This is a genomic window from Mycobacterium sp. E3339, from assembly GCF_001666915.1.
Taxonomy (GTDB): Bacteria; Actinomycetota; Actinomycetes; order Mycobacteriales; family Mycobacteriaceae; genus Mycobacterium.
This window is the reverse complement of record NZ_LZIZ01000185.1, coordinates 21521-39722: the sequence shown is the minus strand read 5'-3', so window position 1 is coordinate 39722 and position 18202 is coordinate 21521. Positions and strand designations below refer to the sequence as shown.

General features: G+C 68.3%; 21 protein-coding genes and 1 pseudogene. 3 read left to right on the top strand and 19 right to left on the bottom strand.

All coding sequences use genetic code 11. The features are described from left to right. Positions 1–20 precede the first annotated feature (20 nt). On the top strand, positions 21–203 hold the full coding sequence (locus tag A5702_RS25820; RefSeq protein ID WP_369817927.1) for a DUF4436 family protein: 183 nt from the start codon (positions 21–23) through the stop codon (positions 201–203). Here the strand turns inward: A5702_RS25820 and A5702_RS27000 are convergent. The 3 genes and pseudogenes from A5702_RS27000 to A5702_RS17100 form a co-directional block, all read right to left on the bottom strand. After that, positions 158–421: pseudogene (locus A5702_RS27000) on the bottom strand (DUF4436 family protein); the annotation flags it as partial. The gene A5702_RS25820 and the pseudogene A5702_RS27000 sit on opposite strands and share 46 nt — an antisense overlap. A 207-nt stretch (positions 422–628) precedes the next feature. Next, positions 629–1552, bottom strand: a complete 924-nt coding sequence (locus A5702_RS17105) for a formylglycine-generating enzyme family protein (protein ID WP_068222123.1) — start codon at positions 1550–1552, stop codon at positions 629–631. A 20-nt stretch (positions 1553–1572) separates the two neighbouring features. Then, positions 1573–2523 (bottom strand): DUF4436 domain-containing protein, encoded by a 951-nt coding sequence (locus A5702_RS17100; RefSeq protein WP_068222120.1) that lies wholly within the window; start codon positions 2521–2523, stop codon positions 1573–1575. 353 nt (positions 2524–2876) lie between these two features. Between A5702_RS17100 and pstS the strand changes: the two genes are divergently transcribed. Continuing rightward, complete coding sequence (pstS, locus tag A5702_RS17095; RefSeq protein ID WP_055401861.1) at positions 2877–4007, top strand: phosphate ABC transporter substrate-binding protein PstS; 1131 nt, start codon at positions 2877–2879, stop codon at positions 4005–4007. A 3-nt stretch (positions 4008–4010) separates the two neighbouring features. On the opposite strand, the gene A5702_RS17090 is transcribed toward pstS, so the two are convergent. From A5702_RS17090 to A5702_RS17020, 15 genes are all read right to left on the bottom strand, one after another. Next, positions 4011–4946, bottom strand: coding sequence for a DUF4436 domain-containing protein (locus A5702_RS17090; protein ID WP_055401863.1), 936 nt, complete (start codon positions 4944–4946; stop codon positions 4011–4013). A 42-nt stretch (positions 4947–4988) separates the two neighbouring features. Continuing rightward, positions 4989–5666: a hypothetical protein gene (locus tag A5702_RS26750; protein WP_231640295.1), complete on the bottom strand. Its 678-nt coding sequence runs from the start codon at positions 5664–5666 to the stop codon at positions 4989–4991. Then, positions 5641–8001 carry an arylsulfatase gene (locus tag A5702_RS17080; RefSeq protein ID WP_055401865.1) on the bottom strand — a complete coding sequence of 787 codons (2361 nt, stop codon included), beginning with the start codon at positions 7999–8001 and terminating at the stop codon, positions 5641–5643. Before A5702_RS17080 ends, A5702_RS26750 begins: the two co-directional genes overlap by 26 nt. 116 nt (positions 8002–8117) lie before the next feature. Beyond that, a complete protein-coding gene (rpsQ, locus tag A5702_RS17075; RefSeq protein ID WP_055401867.1) occupies positions 8118–8462 on the bottom strand; it encodes a 30S ribosomal protein S17 in 345 nt (114 codons plus the stop codon). Continuing rightward, a complete protein-coding gene (gene rpmC, locus A5702_RS17070; RefSeq protein WP_055401869.1) occupies positions 8462–8695 on the bottom strand; it encodes a 50S ribosomal protein L29 in 234 nt (77 codons plus the stop codon). Before rpmC ends, rpsQ begins: the two co-directional genes overlap by 1 nt. Continuing rightward, positions 8695–9111 carry a 50S ribosomal protein L16 gene (rplP, locus tag A5702_RS17065; protein ID WP_007167840.1) on the bottom strand — a complete coding sequence of 139 codons (417 nt, stop codon included), beginning with the start codon at positions 9109–9111 and terminating at the stop codon, positions 8695–8697. Before rplP ends, rpmC begins: the two co-directional genes overlap by 1 nt. Before the next feature lie 3 nt (positions 9112–9114). Then, a complete protein-coding gene (gene rpsC, locus A5702_RS17060) occupies positions 9115–9957 on the bottom strand; it encodes a 30S ribosomal protein S3 (RefSeq protein WP_055401871.1) in 843 nt (280 codons plus the stop codon). After that, positions 9957–10520, bottom strand: coding sequence for a 50S ribosomal protein L22 (gene rplV, locus A5702_RS17055; RefSeq protein ID WP_055401873.1), 564 nt, complete (start codon positions 10518–10520; stop codon positions 9957–9959). The genes rpsC and rplV overlap by 1 nt, the downstream gene beginning before the upstream one ends. Further along, positions 10517–10798 (bottom strand): 30S ribosomal protein S19, encoded by a 282-nt coding sequence (gene rpsS / locus A5702_RS17050; protein WP_010908582.1) that lies wholly within the window; start codon positions 10796–10798, stop codon positions 10517–10519. The genes rplV and rpsS overlap by 4 nt, the downstream gene beginning before the upstream one ends. Before the next feature lie 21 nt (positions 10799–10819). Next, positions 10820–11662: a 50S ribosomal protein L2 gene (rplB, locus tag A5702_RS17045; protein ID WP_055401875.1), complete on the bottom strand. Its 843-nt coding sequence runs from the start codon at positions 11660–11662 to the stop codon at positions 10820–10822. 22 nt (positions 11663–11684) lie between these two features. Next, positions 11685–11987: a 50S ribosomal protein L23 gene (gene rplW / locus A5702_RS17040; protein WP_055401878.1), complete on the bottom strand. Its 303-nt coding sequence runs from the start codon at positions 11985–11987 to the stop codon at positions 11685–11687. Continuing rightward, entirely contained in the window at positions 11988–12653 is a 666-nt protein-coding gene (rplD, locus tag A5702_RS17035; protein WP_055401880.1) for a 50S ribosomal protein L4, read from the bottom strand. After that, on the bottom strand, positions 12653–13306 hold the full coding sequence (gene rplC, locus A5702_RS17030; protein ID WP_055401884.1) for a 50S ribosomal protein L3: 654 nt from the start codon (positions 13304–13306) through the stop codon (positions 12653–12655). The genes rplD and rplC overlap by 1 nt, the downstream gene beginning before the upstream one ends. A gap of 14 nt (positions 13307–13320) precedes the next feature. Further along, a complete protein-coding gene (rpsJ, locus tag A5702_RS17025) occupies positions 13321–13626 on the bottom strand; it encodes a 30S ribosomal protein S10 (protein ID WP_003873519.1) in 306 nt (101 codons plus the stop codon). 352 nt (positions 13627–13978) lie between these two features. Further along, positions 13979–14536, bottom strand: a complete 558-nt coding sequence (locus A5702_RS17020; protein WP_231633706.1) for a TetR/AcrR family transcriptional regulator — start codon at positions 14534–14536, stop codon at positions 13979–13981. Between the two features lie 193 nt (positions 14537–14729). Here A5702_RS17020 and A5702_RS17015 point away from each other — a divergent pair, with 193 nt between their 5' ends. Then, entirely contained in the window at positions 14730–16325 is a 1596-nt protein-coding gene (locus A5702_RS17015) for an MFS transporter (protein WP_068222116.1), read from the top strand. Between the two features lie 429 nt (positions 16326–16754). Here the strand turns inward: A5702_RS17015 and mftG are convergent, their stop codons facing one another. Next, positions 16755–18194 (bottom strand): mycofactocin system GMC family oxidoreductase MftG, encoded by a 1440-nt coding sequence (gene mftG, locus A5702_RS17010; RefSeq protein WP_068222114.1) that lies wholly within the window; start codon positions 18192–18194, stop codon positions 16755–16757. Positions 18195–18202 lie beyond the last annotated feature (8 nt).

Here is an 18202-nt window from a genome sequence, read left to right as displayed (position 1 = left end):
CGGTCGCGAAGCACCTCGCGGTGAATGTGCTTGTCTATCCGGGGATTTCGGCGTACGACAACCGATTCGACGTGCTGGGCACCGACGTCGCCGTGCGCCTGTACCCCACCAGCGACCTGGGGGACCTGCATTACCCGAGGGGCAAGGCGCCGGCGCAGCTCAGCACGTCGAATCGGTTGTCGTACGCCGAAATCCCCGGATAGACAAGCACATTCACCGCGAGGTGCTTCGCGACCGGCTTGAGCTCCTCGACCTGCAGTTGCACGATGGTCGCGTCGCCGCCGCCCTGGCTGAGGTCCAGCGGCGGGAGCGGGCCCTCCGACCGCTCGAGCCAGTGGACCCCGAACAGGGACAGCATGTAGGCCGTCACGACAACCGCCAGGACGGCCACCCCGATCACGATGCGCGGCCGCTTCGCCATGTGTTTGCCGGACGGCGGCGCGGACGGCGGCGGGGAGTCCGACGGGGGCGGCGGCGCGGGCGCGGCGGGGGCCTCGGCGGTCATCGGGAAGCCGGTGCAGATTCGGGACGCGTCGAGGGCCACACGTGGTCAGATGCTAGCGAACTCGCGAAGGCCCCGCGCCCCGACCAAAGCCCCGTCACCCCCCGGTCATGCGACGGTAACCCGCTAGTCGCTTCGACTTCGCGAGACGCCCTCGGGCGCGGACCCGGTTTGCTGTGCGACGCAGCGAAACCCGATGTGGGTGGTCGCGGTGTCCTGTGATTGCGGAGACCGGGCGGCCGGGCGATACCGATGGCAGTACTCCGGCGCACACAGGTGCGAGCCGCCCTTCAGCGTCTGGCTGACGGTCGGATCCGCGGGACCCACCGGGGCGCAACAGGCCTTCGGCGGCCCGTCGAGGCGGTGGTGCGCGGAGAACTCGGTGGCGGTCCACTCCCAAACATTGCCGATCATGTCCAGCAGACCGAATCCGTTGGGGGGAAACGTCCCAACCGGCGAGGTGCCCACCCAGCCGAGCGCTCCGTCGTTGCGATACGGGAACCGGCCCTGCCAGGTGTTGGCCATCAACCGCCCGTCGGGATTCGGCTCGTCCCCCCACGCGTACGTCGCGGCGCTCCCGCCGCGGGCCGCGTACTCCCACTCGGCCTCGGTGGGCAACCGCCGGCCGGCCCAGCGCGCGTAGGCGGCCGCGTCGGGGTAGGCCACCTGCACCACCGGGTGATCGGCCCGACCGGTGAGATCGCTGTCCGGGCCGAACGGGTGTCGCCAGCTCGCACCCGGGACCCAGCGCCACCATTGCCGCCAGTCCCGCAGGTCGACCGGGCCCGGCGTGGGCGCAAAGACCATGGCGCCAGGACACAGGTCCGCCGGATCGGCACCCGGGTACAGCGGCGGGTCGATCGGCTGCTCGGCGACCGTCAGATAGCCTGTGTCGGAAACGAATTCGGCGAACTGCGCGTTGGTCACCGGGTGCCGCTCCATCGCGAAGGCGGCAACGGTCACGGTGTGGATCGGCGCCTCTTCGGGGTAGAAGCTGGTCGACCCCATGCGGAACGATCCGCCCGGCAAGTCGACCAGCTCGGTGAGCACCCGTTCAGGGTACGAGCACCTCAGTCGGACTGCCGGTACCACGTCAACATGTACAACCCCATCGCGCCGACCAGCGCGAGCAGCACCCAGATCACCAGCGCCTGGTCGATCCACGCCCCGGGCGGTGGCGAACCGGGAAGGAAGTTGCGGATCGGTATGACGGCGAACAGCATCGCGGCGAACCACGTCACGAACGGCGGCACGAACTTGCGCTTGCCCAAAGCGATCTGGATGGCCACCGCGAAGGCCAGTGCCGGCAGGGCGAACAGGACCAGGCAGATGCCGAGGTCGAAGATCAGCGGCCCCTTGGCCCGGTGCAGCGTGATCACCACGTTGTCCGGCCGTTCCGACTCCTGGCTGGCTTCGCCGACGCGCTGGACGCTCACGTCCCACCCGTCCAGGGCCCCGGTGACCTCGACGCGGGCCGGGATGTATTGGCGCGCGTCGCCCTGCCCGACGAGGACGTCGGCGGAGAGCGTGTCGGTGCGGTAGGAGTCGAACGGCCAGTTGTTGGGGTCCCCGTGCGCCTCGATCGTGGTGGCGACCTGCGCCGGCGACTTGCCCGCCGGGTATTGCAGGTCACCCAGGTCGTTGGGCGGATCCATGCGGACCGCGGTGTCGGTCTTCAGCACGTCAAGGCGTTTGTCGAACATCGAGTCTTCCGGAATGACAAGCACTTTCACCGTCAGGCGATTGGCGACGGTGTCCAGCTTCTCGAGCCGGACCAACACGATGGTGTCGCTCGTCGCGTTCAAGTCCGGCGGCTTGAGCGGCTCCCCCGACCGGGCCAGCAGGTGGAAGCCGAACAGCGTCAGCGAATAGACCACTACGAAGCCGAGCAGGGCAGCGAGCCCGATGAAGAGGCGTCGCCTGGGCTTATTCGGCGGCGTCTCGGGTGGCGCCGTCGCTGTAGCTGCAGGCGGAGGCGTTGCCGGAGTGGGCTGTTGTTGCGGCGCCGTGTGGTGGGTCATCTTTCAGCCTCCGTCGGGATCGACCGGTGCGCCCGCTTGGGCGGCACGAAACGGATGGTAGCGAACTCTTTGCGTTCGCGCGCCAGAAGAGCAATATGCGAGCTATCAGGTAGGTTGCCGCACATAGCCGGCGGGAGGCCGCTGGATAGCGAATCGCCGCCGGCGCGATTCGTCGGCCTGGCGCGCACGCCGGCGTCCATGTCAGTTCACCCGATGTTTGTTTGCTTGGCAGGCGCGGTCGCGGTAAGTCTCGACGTGTGTCGAAACGGGGCCAGCGCCCCAGCGCTCGCCGTCGCCGCCGGGTGGCACGTACACCGTCTGCGCGAACCCGCAGTCCCCAGGAGCCAAGCAACGTGAAGCGCACCCCACCGGCGATCGCCATCGGCCTGCTCGCCGCGGCGACCGTCGCGGTCTCGGCATGCAGCACCGACCCCCACCCCACCCTGGCGTATGCCGCCGGCGCCAAGGTGGACTGCGGCGGCAAGCAGGCGCTGACGGCCAGCGGCTCGACCGCACAGGCCAACGCCATGACGAAGTTCGTCGCGGCATACGGCAAGGTGTGCGCCGGCCAGACCCTCAATTACACCGCTAACGGATCGGGCGCGGGGATCAGCGACTTCCTCGCCGGCAAAACGGATTTCGGCGGGTCGGACACGCCGCTGGCCGGAAACCAATACGCCGCGGCCAAGCAACGCTGCGGCGGCGCCGACGCCTGGAACCTGCCCGTGGTATTCGGGCCGCTTGCCATCACCTACAACCTCGGCTCGGTCGATTCGTTGGTGCTCGACGCGTCGACGATCGCCAAGATCTTCGACGGCACCATCACCCGCTGGGACGACCCGGCCCTCACCGCGCTCAACGCGTCCATGCCGGCCGAAGACATCCGGGTCGTCTACCGCAGCGACGCGTCGGGGACGACGGACAACTTCCAGTCCTACCTCCAGGCCGCCTCCGGCGGGGCCTGGAACAAGGGCGCGGGCAAGGCGTTCAACGGCGGAGTCGGCACCGGCGCAGCGGGCAACAACGGCACCGCGGCGCTGGTGAAGTCCACCGAGGGCGCGATCAGTTACAACGAGCTGTCTTTCGCTCTGCAGCAAGGGCTTTACGCCGCCGAGATCAAGACCCCGGCGAGCCGCAGGTCGCTGCGGCCGGTGCGCATCGGCACCGACACCGTCGGCAAGACCATCACCGGCGCCAAGATCATCGGCAGCGGCAACGACCTGGTCCTCGACATCTCGTCGTTCTACAATCCCGCCCAGCCCGACGTGTACCCGATCGTGTTGGCCACCTACGAGATCGTCTGCTCCAAATACGCGGACCCCGAAACGGCCAAGGCGGTCAAGGCCTTCCTGCAGGCCGCGATCGGTCCCGGCCAGGTCGACCTCGCCCGCAACGGCTACATCCCGCTCTCGCCGGACTTCCAGTCGCGGGTCTCGAGCGCCGTCGACTCGATCAGCGCTGCGGGACTGACGAATTCGGAGTAGCGGCTAAGCCTTGTGCCCGCGCCGGCGGTCGCGTTGCCGCCACCAGCCGTACAGGAAGAGGGCCATCGCGCTGACCAGACCGATCAGGACCCAGAGCACGACGGCCTGGTCGATCCACGACCCGTACGGTGGGCTCCCCGGCAAGATGTTGCGCAGCGGGACGATGGCGAACAGCATCGCGCCGTACCACGTCGTCATGGGCGGCAGGAACGACGTCCTGCCCAGCGCCACCGGGATGGCCACCCACAACGCCAGCACGGGCAGGGCGATGAGCACCAGGCAGATGCCCAGGTCGAAGATCAGCGGGCCCTTGGCCCTGTGCAACGTGATGATCACGTTGTCCTGAATGTCGGGGTTGGCGTCCTCGGGGTCGTGGACCCGGGTCACGGTCGCGTCCCAGCCGTCCAGCTTTCCGGTCACTTCCACGCGGGCGGGCGCCTTTTCGCGGTTCTGGCCGGTGCCGGTGAACACGTCGGCCGCGATGACTTCCGTCTTGTAGGAGTCGAACGGCCAGTTGCCGGGGTCGCCGTGGGCCACCAGCCCGGTGCTGACTTGCGCCGGCGCCTTTCCTACCGGGTACTGCAGGTCGCCCAGATCGTTCTCCGGGTACAGCCGCACGGCCGCGTCCGTCGTCAGCACGCCGAAGTTCTTGTCGTACAGCGAATCCTTGGGGTAGACAAGCACATTCACCGTCAAGCGATTGGCGACGGTGTCCAGCTTCTCGAGGTGCACCTGCACCACGCTGTCCTCGGCCTCGAGCTTGCTGAAGTCCACCGGGGGCAACGGGGGTGCCGACTTTGCCAACAGGTGAACGGCGATCAGCGACAGGACGTAGATGACGATGACGGCCACGACAATGCCGAAAGCTATCGCGATTTGCCGGCCCCGGGAGCCGGTCGGCGCCGGCGGCGCGGGAGGCGCCGGGGTCCCGGCGGTCATTTTGGCATCACGCGCCAGATGCTAGCGCAGGACAACGGTTTTTCACGGGATAATGACGGCGAATTGCTGCATGACCGTGGCTTTGGCCGCGTCGAATCCGGGCGCTTTGCCGGGCCCCTCCAGGTGAACGACCACCAGGTACGCCTGGGTGTTCGTCCAGACGTGGGTGATGCGGTCGGCGAATTCGGTTGCAGCAGGCCCGCTGTCGGTGCCGCTGAGCAGCTGGCTGCTGTAGCCGCAGAACTGGGCCGCGGTGACGGTGACCTTCACTGTCGGCTTCGCCGTTCGCAAGTCGGTGGCGTAGCGCAGAAACGCCCCGCCGGGCTCTAGGTCCGTGCGGGTGATGCTGACGCGCAGCGACATGCCATCGGGGCCGGTCGACGTCAGCGCGACGTCACCGCTGCCCGGTGCCGAGCTCCAGCCGTCCGGCAACGCGACCGTGAGCACGGGCGCCACCGGGTCCGCCACCGAGGCCTTGGTCATGGAGCCGCTGGCGGGCGGCGGCGGGAAGCAGACCAGCGCGTTGGGTGGAATGTGGTCGGGCAGCGTGGTTTCGACGCCGGGCACCGGCTCGGCGGGGTCGGACAACCGCGTGGTCGAGGTCGTCGACGAGGCGGTCCCACCGATGGCGTTGCCGGCGGTGGTCTTCTCGCACCCCACCGCCGGGAGCGCCAACACGCACAGCGCCAGGGCTTCAGTCGCGCGAAAAGGCAAGCGCAATTTCGGCTTCCACGTCGACGTAGGGCCGGCCGGACAGGTCGACGGTGACCTGAGCGATGGTGCCGCCGGTGAAGGTGAACGGCGCCTTGTAGCGGCTGGACACCCCGGAGCCGCCGTTGCGCCCGACGGTGATGCCGGCGCCCGCGAGCCCGAACGTACCGGGATGGGTTTGCACGTCCGCGAGGGTGCCGACGACGTCGTCGTCGATGAACAACGTCAAGTCGCCGAGCGGCGTGTGGCTGTTCGGCACGGTTCCGGTCCGCGTGTAGCTCGCACCGAACAGGTGCCTGCCCAGCGGCACCGCGCCCGACGAGGAGACCTCCTGCTGCCGCTCGCCGAGGAAGTTGTAGACGTAGTGCAGGCGTCCGTCCTGGATGAACAGCACATGCCCGCCGTGGGCCCCGCCTTGTTTGAACAGCACGCCTTCCGCGCCGGTGGTATCGACGGTCACCTCGGCCAGTACCGAGAACGACCTGCCCTGGATTTCGGCGGCCGCGCCGATGCTCACGTCCGCGCAGTCGGGGTAGTAGACGTAGCTGGACCGCTCACCGACGAGGTACGGGCGGACCCGCGTCAGCGTCTCCATGATGTTCAGATCCGACAGCGGCAGGCCGTTGTATTTGGCGGCTTCGGAGAACCACAGCGCCTTGAGCTCCTCGAGTTTGTCCGGGTGTTCGGCGGCCAGGTCGTGGCATTGGCTGCGGTCGGCCTCGATGTGGAACAGCTCCCAGCGGTCGGCGTCGAAATGCGACCAGCCGGCCGGCGTCGCCGCGTGGATGGTGTTGGCGAACCAGCCCTGGTGCCAGATCCCCCGGGTGCCGAGCATGGAGTAGAACTGGGTCTGCTTACCGGTGTCGGCGCTCGGATCGTCAAGGGCCGCTTTGAAACTCACGCCGTCCAACGGCTTCTGCGCAATCCCCCGGACGGTCTCGGGCGGCGTCATGCCCAGCAGGTCGTAGACCGTCGGCGTGATGTCGCAGACGTTGACGTAGTTGTCCCGAACCTCGCCGTGCGCCGCAATTCCGTTGGGCCACGACACGATCGCCGTATCGGCGATGCCGCCCTCGTGCGACGCGTACCGCTTGTACAGCTTGTAGGGGGTGTTGAAGGCCATCGCCCAGCCGATGGGGTAATGGTTGTACGTCTCCGGCCCGCCCAGGTGGTCGAACAGCTTCATGCTTTCTTCCACGGTGTCGATGTAGCCGTTGAAGAACTTGCCCTCGTTCACCGAGCCGTTCGGGCCGCCCTCCCCGCTGGCGCCGTTGTCGGAAATCACCACGATCAGGGTGTTGTCCAGCTGGCCGGACTCCGCCAAATAGTCCAGTATTCGGCCGATTTGGGCGTCGGTGTAGCTGAGGAAGCCGGCGAACACCTCGGCCATCCGGGCGAACAGCCTCTTCTCGTCGTCGTTCAGCGAGTCCCAGGGCCGCACGGTGTCCTGCAGCGGCCAGGGCTCGCCCTGCGGACCCTTGACGTCCGCGTACGGGTTGACCGGCGACAGCTGCGTCTCCGGCGGGACGATGCCCATCGACTTCTGGTTTTCCAGCACGATTTCGCGGTAGGCCTCGTAGCCCATGTCGAAGCGGCCGGCGTAGCGGTCCGCCCATTCTTTGAAGACGTGGTGCGGCGCGTGCCCGGCGCCCGGACACACGTAGGAAAACCACGGCTTGTCCGGCGCGATCACCTTGGCGTCGCGGATGAATTCGATGGTCTTGTCGGCGAGGTCCTTCGACAGGTGGTAACCGTCCTCCGGCGTGCCGGGCGGGTTGACGGGATGGTTGTCGTACACCAGGTCCGGATACCACTGGTCGGTCTCGCCGCCCAGGAAACCGTAGAACCGTTCGAATCCGCGCGAGGTCGGCCAATGTCGTTTGGTGGACGCCAGATTGGACTCTTCGAGCGGAGTCAGGTGCCACTTGCCGACGCAGTAGGTGTTGTAGCCGCGCTCGGCGAGCACCTCGGAGAGCAGCGCGGTGTCGAACGGGATGCGGCCGTTGGCGTTGGGGAACGCGTCGGTGAACTCTTCGATGGTGGCCATGCCGACGGTGGTGGCGTTGCGGCCGGTCAGCAGCGACGCGCGGGTCGGCGAGCACAGCGCCGTGGTGTGGAACTGCGACAGCCGCACACCGCGCTCGGCGATGCGGGTCATGGCGGGCATCTCGACCAGGCCGCCGAAACAGTCCCAGGTGGCGATGCCGGTGTCGTCCCAAACCAGGTAGAGGATGTTCGGCGAGTTCTGCGGTGCGGTGGGCGCGGCGTACGGGCCCCAGTCCGGCTCGGAGTCCCGGATATCCAGCTCGATCTTGCCTTGAAAGCCTCGCGAGTCAGTCGACATGCGCCGAGCGTAGCGCCGCCGGGAATTTCCCGATCTTTTTTCGCCGTGCCGCTCCCCGGGGCAAAGCAAAACGCCCGAGACCGTAAAGTCTCGGGCGTTTCGATGTGGCTTCGGGGCTACTTGGCCTTCTCCAGGATTTCCACGAGGCGCCACCGCTTGGTCGCCGACGTCGGACGCGTCTCCATCAGGGAGACGCGGTCGCCGATGCCCGCGGTGCTGTTCTCGTCGTGCGCCTTCACCTTCTTGGTGGTGCGGATGATCTTGCCGTACAGCGGGTGACGCACGCGGTCCTCCAGCTCGACCACGATCGTCTTCTGCATCTTGTCGCTGACCACGTAGCCGATGCGCACCTTACGGCGGCCACGCACCTTCGGATTGGCCGGCGTGTGCTTGGCGCCCTTCTCCTTCGCGCCGGCGTCCTTCGCGGCGGCCTTCGGTGCAGCCTTCTTCGCTTCTGCCATCACGATTCCTTACCGTCGGGCCCGGAAGCCAGGCCCAGTTCTCGTTCGCGCAGCACGGTGTAGACGCGTGCGATCTCCTGACGCACCGTGCGCAGCCGGCGGTTGTTGGTGAGCTGCCCGGTCGCCATCTGGAAGCGCAGGTTGAACAGCTCCTCCTTCGACTCGCGCAGACGCTCGGTCAGCTCCTCTTCGGTGAGCTCACGCAGTTCGCCAGGCGAAATTCCCACTGCCATCAGAACTGATCCTCTCGGGTGACGATGCGTGCCTTGATCGGCAGCTTGTGGATTGCACGGGTGAGCGCCGCCCGGGCCACCTGCTCGTTGGGGTAGCTCAGCTCGAACAGCACGCGGCCCGGCTTGACGTTGACCACCCACCACTCGGGCGAACCCTTACCGGAACCCATCCGGGTTTCGGCGGGCTTCTTGGTCAGCGGGCGGTCCGGGAAGACGTTGATCCACACCTTGCCGCCACGCTTGATGTGGCGGTTGATCGCGATACGCGCGGACTCGATCTGCCGGTTGGTGACGTAGGCGTGCTCCAGGGCCTGGATGCCGTAGTCACCGAAGTTCACCGCCGTGCCGCCGCTGGCGATGCCGCGCTGGCGGGGATGGTGTTGCTTGCGGTGTTTAACCCTGCGGGGAATCAACATGATTCAGCTCTCCGTGCTCTGCGGTTCTGCGGCGGGCGCGGACTCGGCCGCCGCCGCCTGCTCCTCGGCACCCGCGGCGGCGCGACCGGCCTCGGTGCTGGTCGCCGTGGTGCCCGACGCGCCGCTGCGCCGGGGGCGCGTGCCCGACGGGCGCTCGCGGCGCGGACGGTCGGCGCCCGCCGGGGCCCCCACTCCCGAGGCCGCCAATTCGCGCTTCCCACCGACGATGTCGCCCTTGTAGATCCACACCTTCACACCGATCCGGCCGAAGGTGGTCTTCGCCTCGTACAGGCCGTAGTCGATGTCGGCGCGCAGCGTGTGCAGGGGCACCCGGCCCTCGCGGTAGAACTCCGAGCGGCTCATCTCCGCGCCGCCGAGACGGCCGGAGCACTGCACCCGGATGCCCTTGACGTTGGGCTGGCGCATCGCCGACTGGATGGCCTTGCGCATGGCGCGGCGGAACGCCACGCGGTTGCTCAGCTGCTCGGCCACGCCCTGGGCCACCAGCTGGGCCTGCGACTCGGGGTTGCGGACTTCCAGGATGTTCAGCTGAACCTGCTTGCCGGTCAGCTTTTCCAGGTCCGCGCGGATGCGGTCCGCCTCGGTGCCGCGGCGGCCGATGACGATGCCGGGCCGCGCGGTGTGGATGTCGACCCGCACCCGGTCGCGGGTGCGCTCGATCTCCACGTCGGCGATGCCGGCGCGCTCCAGACCGGTGGACAGCAGCTTGCGGATCGCGACGTCTTCCTTGACGTAGTCGGCGTACTGCTTGTCGGCGTACCAGCGGGATTTCCAGTCGGTGGTGATGCCCAGCCGGAAGCCGTGCGGATTGATCTTCTGGCCCACTAGTCTGAGCCTCCCTTCGCTTCCGAGGTCTCAGACGTAGCTTTCTTCGCCGGGGCGGACTTCGCCGCGGCTTTCTTGGCGGGTGCCTTCTTGGCAGCCGATCCAGTTGCGGCCTTCTTGGCCGGAGCCTTCTTCGCGGGCGCCTTGGCGGCGGCCTTGCTGGCCTCGGCGCGGCGGGCCCTCGTCGACTTCGCCGAACGCTGGTCCTTGGCCGGCCGGCTCTCCACCACGACGGTGATGTGGCTGGTGCGCTTGCGGATCCGGAAGGCGCGGCCCTGCGCGCGCGGGCGGATGCGTTTGGCGGTCGGTCCTTCGTCGGCGTAGACGGTCGCGACCACCAGGGTGGCCGGGTCCAGCCCGTTGTTGTTCTGCGCGTTGGCCGCGGCGCTGGCGATCACCTTGGCCACCGGCTCGCTGGCGGCCTGCGGCGCCCAGCGCAGGATGTCCAGCGCGTCGGACACGGACCGTCCGCGCACCAGGTCGATCACCCGGCGCGCCTTGGTCGGTGACACCCGCACGAACCGCGCTTTGGCGACCGCCGACGGGAATTCAGTTGTGGTCATCGCCGTTTGGCCTTCCGGTCGTCCTTGATGTGTCCCTTGAAGGTGCGCGTAGGGGCGAATTCACCAAGCTTGTGACCGACCATCGCCTCGGTGACGAACACCGGGACGTGCTTGCGCCCGTCGTGGACGGCGAAGGTGTGGCCGATGAAGTCCGGGATGATCGTCGAACGCCGGGACCAGGTCTTGATGACCTGCTTGGTGTTCTTCTCGTTCTGCACGTCCACCTTCTTCAGCAGGTGGTCGTCGACGAACGGGCCCTTCTTCAGGCTGCGTGGCATGGTTGGCTACTCCTCGAGTTCCTAGCGACCGTGCTTCTTGCCGGTGCGCCGGCGCCGGACGATGAGTTTGTTGCTGGCCTTGTTCGGGTGGCGGGTGCGACCCTCCGGCTTGCCCCACGGGCTCACCGGGTGCCGACCACCGGAGGTCTTACCCTCACCACCACCGTGCGGGTGGTCCACCGGGTTCATGACCACACCACGGACCGAGGGGCGCTTGCCCTTCCATCGCATCCGGCCGGCCTTGCCCCAGTTGATGTTCGCCTGCTCGGCGTTGCCCACCTCGCCGACCGTGGCGCGGCAGCGCACGTCGACGCGGCGGATCTCACCGCTGGGCATGCGCAGCGACGCGTAGGTGCCCTCCTTGCCGAGCAACTGGATGCTCGAGCCGGCGGAGCGCGCCAGCTTGGCGCCACCGCCCGGCCGCAGCTCCACGGCGTGGATGACGGTACCGGCCGGGATGTTGCGCAGCGGCAGGTTGTTGCCCGGCTTGATGTCGGCGTTCGCGCCCGACTCCACCACGTCGCCCTGCGAAAGCCCTTGCGGCGCGATGATGTAACGCTTTTCGCCGTCCAGGTAGTGCAGCAGCGCGATGTTGGCTGTCCGGTTCGGGTCGTACTCGATGTGCGCGACCTTGGCGTTGACCCCGTCCTTGTCGTTGCGGCGGAAGTCGATCACCCGGTAGGCGCGCTTGTGGCCGCCGCCCTTGTGCCGGGTGGTGATGCGCCCGTGCGCGTTACGGCCACCATGACCGTGCAGCGGACGCACCAGCGACTTCTCCGGCTCCGACCGGGTGACCTCGGCGAAGTCGGACACGCTGGAGCCGCGGCGGCCCGGGCTCGTCGGCTTGTACTTACGAATTGCCATGTCTAATCAAGTCTTTCTCTCGCTACGCCGGTGCCCCGAACAGGTCGATCGGCTTGCTGCCCGGCGCCAGCGTGACGATGGCCCGCTTGGTGCCCTTGCGCTTGCCGTATCCGGTCCTGGTGCGCTTGCGCTTGCCCTGCCGGTTCGCGGTGTTCACCGATGCGACCTTGACGGCGAAGATCTTCTCGATGGCGATCTTGATCTGCGTCTTGTTCGAATCGGGGTGCACCACAAAGGTGTACACGTTCTCATCCAGCAGGCCGTAGGACTTCTCCGAGATGACCGGGGCCAGGATGATGTCGCGGGGGTCGGTGATGGTCGCCATCTACGCCGAAACCTCCTCGGTGCTAGCCGGATTGCCCTTGATGTAGGCGTTGAGGGCCTCGACGCTGAACACCACGTCGTCGGAGCGCAACACGTCATAGGTGTTGAGCTGGTCGGGCGTCAGGATGTGCACACCGGGCAGGTTGCGCACGCTCTTGGCGCCGGCCTCGTCGCTGCGGCCGATCACGATCAGCACGTTCTTGCGGTCGGTCAGCGTGCCCAGGAACGCCCTGGCGTTCTTGGTGGACGGGGTCTGACCCGACACCAGCTCGGTGACCGCGTGGATGCGGCCGTTGCGCGCCCGGTCCGACAACGCGCCGCGCAACGCCGCGACGATCATCTTCTTCGGGGTGCGCTGCGAGTAGTCGCGCGGCTTGGGGCCGTGCACGACGCCACCGCCGGTGAACTGCGGGGCCCGCGTCGAACCCTGGCGGGCACGACCGGTTCCCTTCTGGCGGTACGGCTTCCGCCCACCGCCACTGACCTCGCCGCGGGTCTTGGTCGAGTGCGTCCCCTGGCGAGCCGCCGCGCGCTGCGCGGTGACCACCTGGTGCATCAGGGCGATATTGGCCGGGGCGTCGAACAATTCGGCCGGCAGCTCGACGGAGCCCTCGACCTTGCCGTCCGGCGTCTTGACGTCGATCTTCAAGGCCTTCGAGTCAGCCATTACTTCTCACCTCGTTTGATCGCGCTGCGGACCACCACGAGTCCGCCGGTGCGGCCGGGGACCGCGCCCTTGATCAGCAGCACGCCGTTCTCGGTATCGACCTTGTGCACCACCAGGTTCTGGACGGTCACCCGGTCGTTACCCATCCGGCCGGCCATCCGCGTGCCCTTGAAGACGCGCGCCGGGGTGGCGCAGCCACCGATCGAACCCGGCCGGCGGTGCACCGCCTGCGCACCGTGGCTGGCGCCCTGGCCGCGGAAGCCGTGGCGCTTCATGGTGCCGGCGAAGCCCTTGCCCTTGGAGGTGCCGGTGACGTCGACGTAGGCGCCGTCGGCGAAGATCTCCGCGGTCAGCTCCTGGCCGACCTCGTATTCGCTTGCGGCGGCCTCGTCGTCGAGCCGCAACTCGGCCAGGTGCCGGCGCGGGTTCACGCCCGCGGCGCTGTATTGACCGGTCACCGGCTTGTTCACCTTGCGCGGGCTGATCTCGCCGTAGGCCAGCTGAACGGCGCTGTAACCGTCACGCTCGGGAGTGCGGATGCGGGTGACCACGTTGGGCCCGGCCTTGACCACCGTCACCGGCACGACCCGGTTGTTCTCGTCGAACACCTGCGTCATGCCCAGCTTGGTACCCAGAATGCCTTTTCTTGCCATGAGCTCTGGATCTCCTACTGGATGTTGACGTCGACACTGGCCGGAAGGTCGATGCGCATCAGCGCGTCGACGGTCTTCGGCGTCGGGTCGAGGATGTCGATCAGCCGCTTGTGAGTACGCATCTCGAAGTGCTCCCGCGAGTCCTTGTACTTATGCGGAGAGCGGATGACGCAATACACGTTCTTCTCAGTCGGCAGCGGCACCGGACCTACGACACTGGCACCCGTGCGGACGACGGTCTCGACGATTTTGCGCGCCGATGCGTCGATGGCCTCATGGTCGTAGGCCTTGAGCCTGATGCGGATCTTCTGTCCCGCCACGCTTCTCCTACCCTCACTCCACTTACAAAAATCCGTGTCCGGACCTGGTCCTCCCAGCGCGCTGATCGGGCCCGGGCCAATCCTGGGCCGATCGAGCGTCGCGCCGGATACTGCGCCGCTGTTTACCTGTCGTGGTCCACCGGCCCCCGCGGTCGGGTGTGTCACCCTCACGCAGCCTGGACCGCGGCCGAAAAGTCGCGCTCCAAGGATGGGACCGGACGCGCCCGTTTTGGGCGCTGGTCGTATGCCCGACCAGGCGCAAACCCGGCCCAAGGCAACCTGAACAGTATGCCCTAGATCATGGGTTTGGCCAAATCCCGGGCGATGGCCGCCGACCTGGGCCTTTGGGGCCTCAGGCGCCCGCCGGTTCGACCCTCGCCGCGGCCGCCCGGTTGTGGGCGCGCTGTACATAGAGGAAACCGTCGACGGCGGCGAGCGCGCACTCGCGGTAATCGAAGTCGGGAAGCGTTGACAGGCGCCCCAGCACCAGGGGCCCGATGAGCAGTGCGATGGCACGGGACCGGTCCACTTCGCCCAGTTCGGCGGCCTCGGGGCTGTCGAAAATGGCGTCGAACGGGGCCGCGTACTGCTGGGCGATGCGCTCGCGCAGGGTGGTGATCGCCGTGGTGTTCGCGGCGCAGTCGCGGGGTTCCGGCATCTCGTCCAGGACCCGACCCATGGACAACCACGACATAGCCGTCATCAGCGCCGGCGCCTGCGCCACCGACTCGGCCTGGGCCAGCACCACCGCGATCAGGCGATCCCGCAGCGAACCCTCGGCCGGCGGCGTGGGTGACGGCGGGATGAGGCTGTTGAAAGCCGCTGCCAGCAAGTCGTTTCCGCTCGGGAAGTGGCGATACAGCGTGGCCCTGGCCACGTTGGCGGTGCGGGTGACCGCGTCGACGGTCACCGCGCTGGGCCCCCCGGAACTCAGCAACGCCGCGGCGGCCTCGAGCAGGCGGGCGCGCGAGCGCGCCGGGCGTGGATCGGTGGTGCTGCCGGTAATTGTGACCCACCTCCCTGTTTGGGAACGAGACTATCGGTCTACCTACAAGACTGTCGGTCTCGAATCTTCCGAACGCCACCGTGGGGAGGCGCATCACATGGTCGAAACCCTGGTCCGGCCTGACCAGCGTACTGATGTAGTCAGCATCGGGGGTAGCCCCCGCGCCCGGAACTGGACGCTGGCCGTCGCCTGCATGGGGGTCGCGCTGGTGGTCGCGTCGATGACGGCGCTGAACACCGCGCTGGGAGACCTCGCGGTGGCCACCTCGGCCACCCAGTCGCAGCTGAATTGGATCGTCGACGGATACACCGTGGCGCTGGCGTGTCTGCTGTTGCCCGCCGGAGCGATCGGCGACCGCTACGGCAGGCGGGGCGCCCTGCTGCTCGGGCTGGTGGTCTTCGCCCTGGGCTCGATGGCGCCCGCGCTGCTGCACAGCCCGGCCCAGATCATCGCCGGCCGCGCGGTCGCCGGGATCGGCGCGGCCTTCGTGATGCCGGCGACGCTGTCGCTGCTGACCGTGGCCTACCCGAAGGACGAGCGCACCAAGGCGGTCGGCATCTGGGCCGGCACCGCCGGGTCCGGCGGCGTGCTGGGGATGATCGGTTCCGGCCTGCTGCTGCGCTTCTGGGATTGGCACGCGATCTTCTGGTCGCTGGGCGCGGCCGGACTGGTGATCTTCGCGCTGGCGTGCACCGTGTCCTCGTCCCGCGACGGCGGCGCCCCACGGATCGATTCGCTGGGCGCGGTGTTGATCGGCGCCGCGGTGGCGATCGCGGTGGCCGCGATCCTGGAGGCGCCGACCCGCGGCTGGGATGACCCGCTGATCTGGGGCGGGCTTGTCGCGGGGGCGGTGCTCGCGGCCGCGTTCGGCGCCGTCGAGTTACGGCTCGCCGGGCGCAGCGGGCAGCCCCTGCTGGATGTCCGGTTGTTCGCCGACCCGAATTTCGCCACCGGCGTCGCCGCGATCGTCATCCTGTTCGGCGCGACGTTCGGGTTCTTCTACATCGGCATGCAATACGTGCAGCAGATCATGGGCTACTCGGCGCTGGCGACGGCGGTCGCCTTCGGCCCGTTCATGGTTCCGCTGGCCATTTTCTCGGCGCTGTCGTTCTGGTACGTGCCCAAGTTGGGCCTGCGGCTGGTGCTGTTCGTCGGCACCCTGCTGATGGCGGTCGGGTTCGCGTGCATGTGCCTGCTGAACCTGCACACCTCCTATCTGCAATTCGCCTGGCCGACATTGATATTGGCCACCGGCATCGGGATCTGCACGGCGCCGACCACCTCGGCGATCATGGGGGCGGTGCCCGACGAGAAACAGGGCGTCGCCTCCGCGGTGAACGACACGTCCCGGGAGATGGGCGGCGCGCTGGGGATCGCGGTGGCCGGTTCGATTCTGGCGGGCCGGTATTCGCACGAGCTCGCCCCGAAGCTGGCGGACTTTCCCGCGCCCGTGCGCGGCCCGGCCACCGACTCGTTGGCCAAGGCCGTCGAGGTGGCCAGCAGGATCGGGGCCCCGGGCCGCGAGCTGGCCGACCTCAGCAAGACCGCCTTCCTGGCGGCCATGCACGCGTCCACCATCGCGATGGCCGTGATCGTCGCCGTCGCCGCGGTGCTGATCGGGATCTGGGCGCCCGGCCGCGACGGCCGGCAGCTGCGGCCGGTGCGGGGCCTGCTGGCCCGCCGCGCCCGCTGAGTCCAATGCCGTTGTCAGGCAGCACCTTCAAGGAGCTGTAAGCGGCCGCGGGTGCTTGAAACCGCCCGCCGATTCTGGTATCAGAAATATATATCGACAGGTACAGGTCATCTCTGTCACGGCGAGGTGGATGTGGTGTTGATTCCCGTTACGAGCGCGGTCGGGCCGGCATGGCCGGTCGCCGCGGTATGGACGCGAGAGCGTTCGCCTCCGGTACGGGCGTGATATCCAGCCGGCCAACGCTTTCAGGTGTCACGAAGGGAGGTCTTACGGCGGCCGTGCCGTCCACGAATATTGCGACGCATTGTCGGCGCGATGCACACTCGCGCGCGCACTGCCACTGTCGTGGCCATCTACGTGGATCGCATGAACAATCGCCACTCGGGGGCGCGCCCCATGCCTCACCCATGGGGCCGCCCCCCCCCTCATTCACCGAACGAAGTCGGCGGCCCGGTACCCGAGCATCACGATGGTGGCGTGCGGCCCGCGGCTGGTGATGGTGGGCAGGATCGAGCCGTCGATCACCCACAGGTTTTCGATGCCGTGCACGCGGCAGCGATGATCGACGACGGCCCGCGGGTCGCTCTCCGGGCCCATCGGCGCCGTGCCACAGAGGTGTTGGGACGTGGACCAGGACGGGGGCCCGACATGGGTTGCGCTGGAAGCCAATTCGCGGGCCATCTCCGCTGCCCGGCGTAGCGCCGCGACGTCGTCGGGCTCGCTGTCGTAGCGATGCTCGATGCGGGGCGCCGCGGCGGGATCGGCCGAAGCCAGCGTGATGCGCCCGCGGGCCCGCGGCTGCATCAACGCCACCCCGATGTGGGGCCAGTCGGTGTGCCCGGCCGTGCCGTCGCCGGTCATCGCGACGAATCCGCCCGTGTAGGGCCTGATCTCGAGATCGTCGGCGGTGCTGAGCACGACCTCGAGCACCGGCCGGCCGGGAGCCACCGCCCAGTCGGTGGGCAACACCCACTCGGGGTGATCGCTGAACGACGCGCCCACCGGAAGGGGCGCCCGCACTCCGATGCCGACCGCCCGCAACCCGTCCTCGACGCCGACGCCGGAGAGCATGAGCAGCTGCGCCGTTTGAATGGCCCCGGCGCACAGGACGATCCGGTCGGCGGTCATGGTCATGCGCCCGTGCGGGCCGATCGCGTCGACACCCACCGCGGTGGTGCCGGCGAACCGCAGGCCCACCGCGCTGGTCCGCGCGTGCAGCGTCAGGTTCCGTCGGCCCAGGGCCGGCAGCAGGTAGCCGGCGCCGGATCCGGTGCGCACGCCGTCGACGATGTTGAGCGGCACCGCGCCCAGCCCCGAAACCGGCCCGGGCCCAACGTCGTTGAGGTCATCGATCCAGTCGAACCCCGCGCGCCGCGCGGCGTCGATGAAACGCTCGGTGGTGCCGGCCATTTCGTGGGTACGGCGCACCTTGATCGGGCCGTCGGCACCGTGGGCGGGGCCGCTGAAGTCCAGGTCGGTCTCGATGGCGCGGAAGCTGTCGAGGACCTCGGGCCACGACCAGCCGGGCAGCGACAGCCGATCGAAGTCGCGCTGCAATCCCCGGCAGAAGTAGCCGCCGTTGACCGCGCCCGACCCGCCGAGCGTCGCCCCGCGCACGATCGGGTGCCGCCGGGTGGGCCGGTCGGTCAGGCTGGTCTCATAGCGCCGCACCAAGGGGCTGCCCACGCCTATCGGCAGCTGCAGCCCGTTGCCGGTTTGCGCGAGCAATTGCGGGTCATCGAGGGCGGGCCCGGCCTCGATGACGGTCACCGCGCAACCGGGGTCGCTGGAAAGGCGTTCGGCAACAACCGATCCAGCGCTGCCGGCACCGACGATCAGCACGTCGCTGTGCGGGGCGGCGGGGGTCAAGGTGGCGG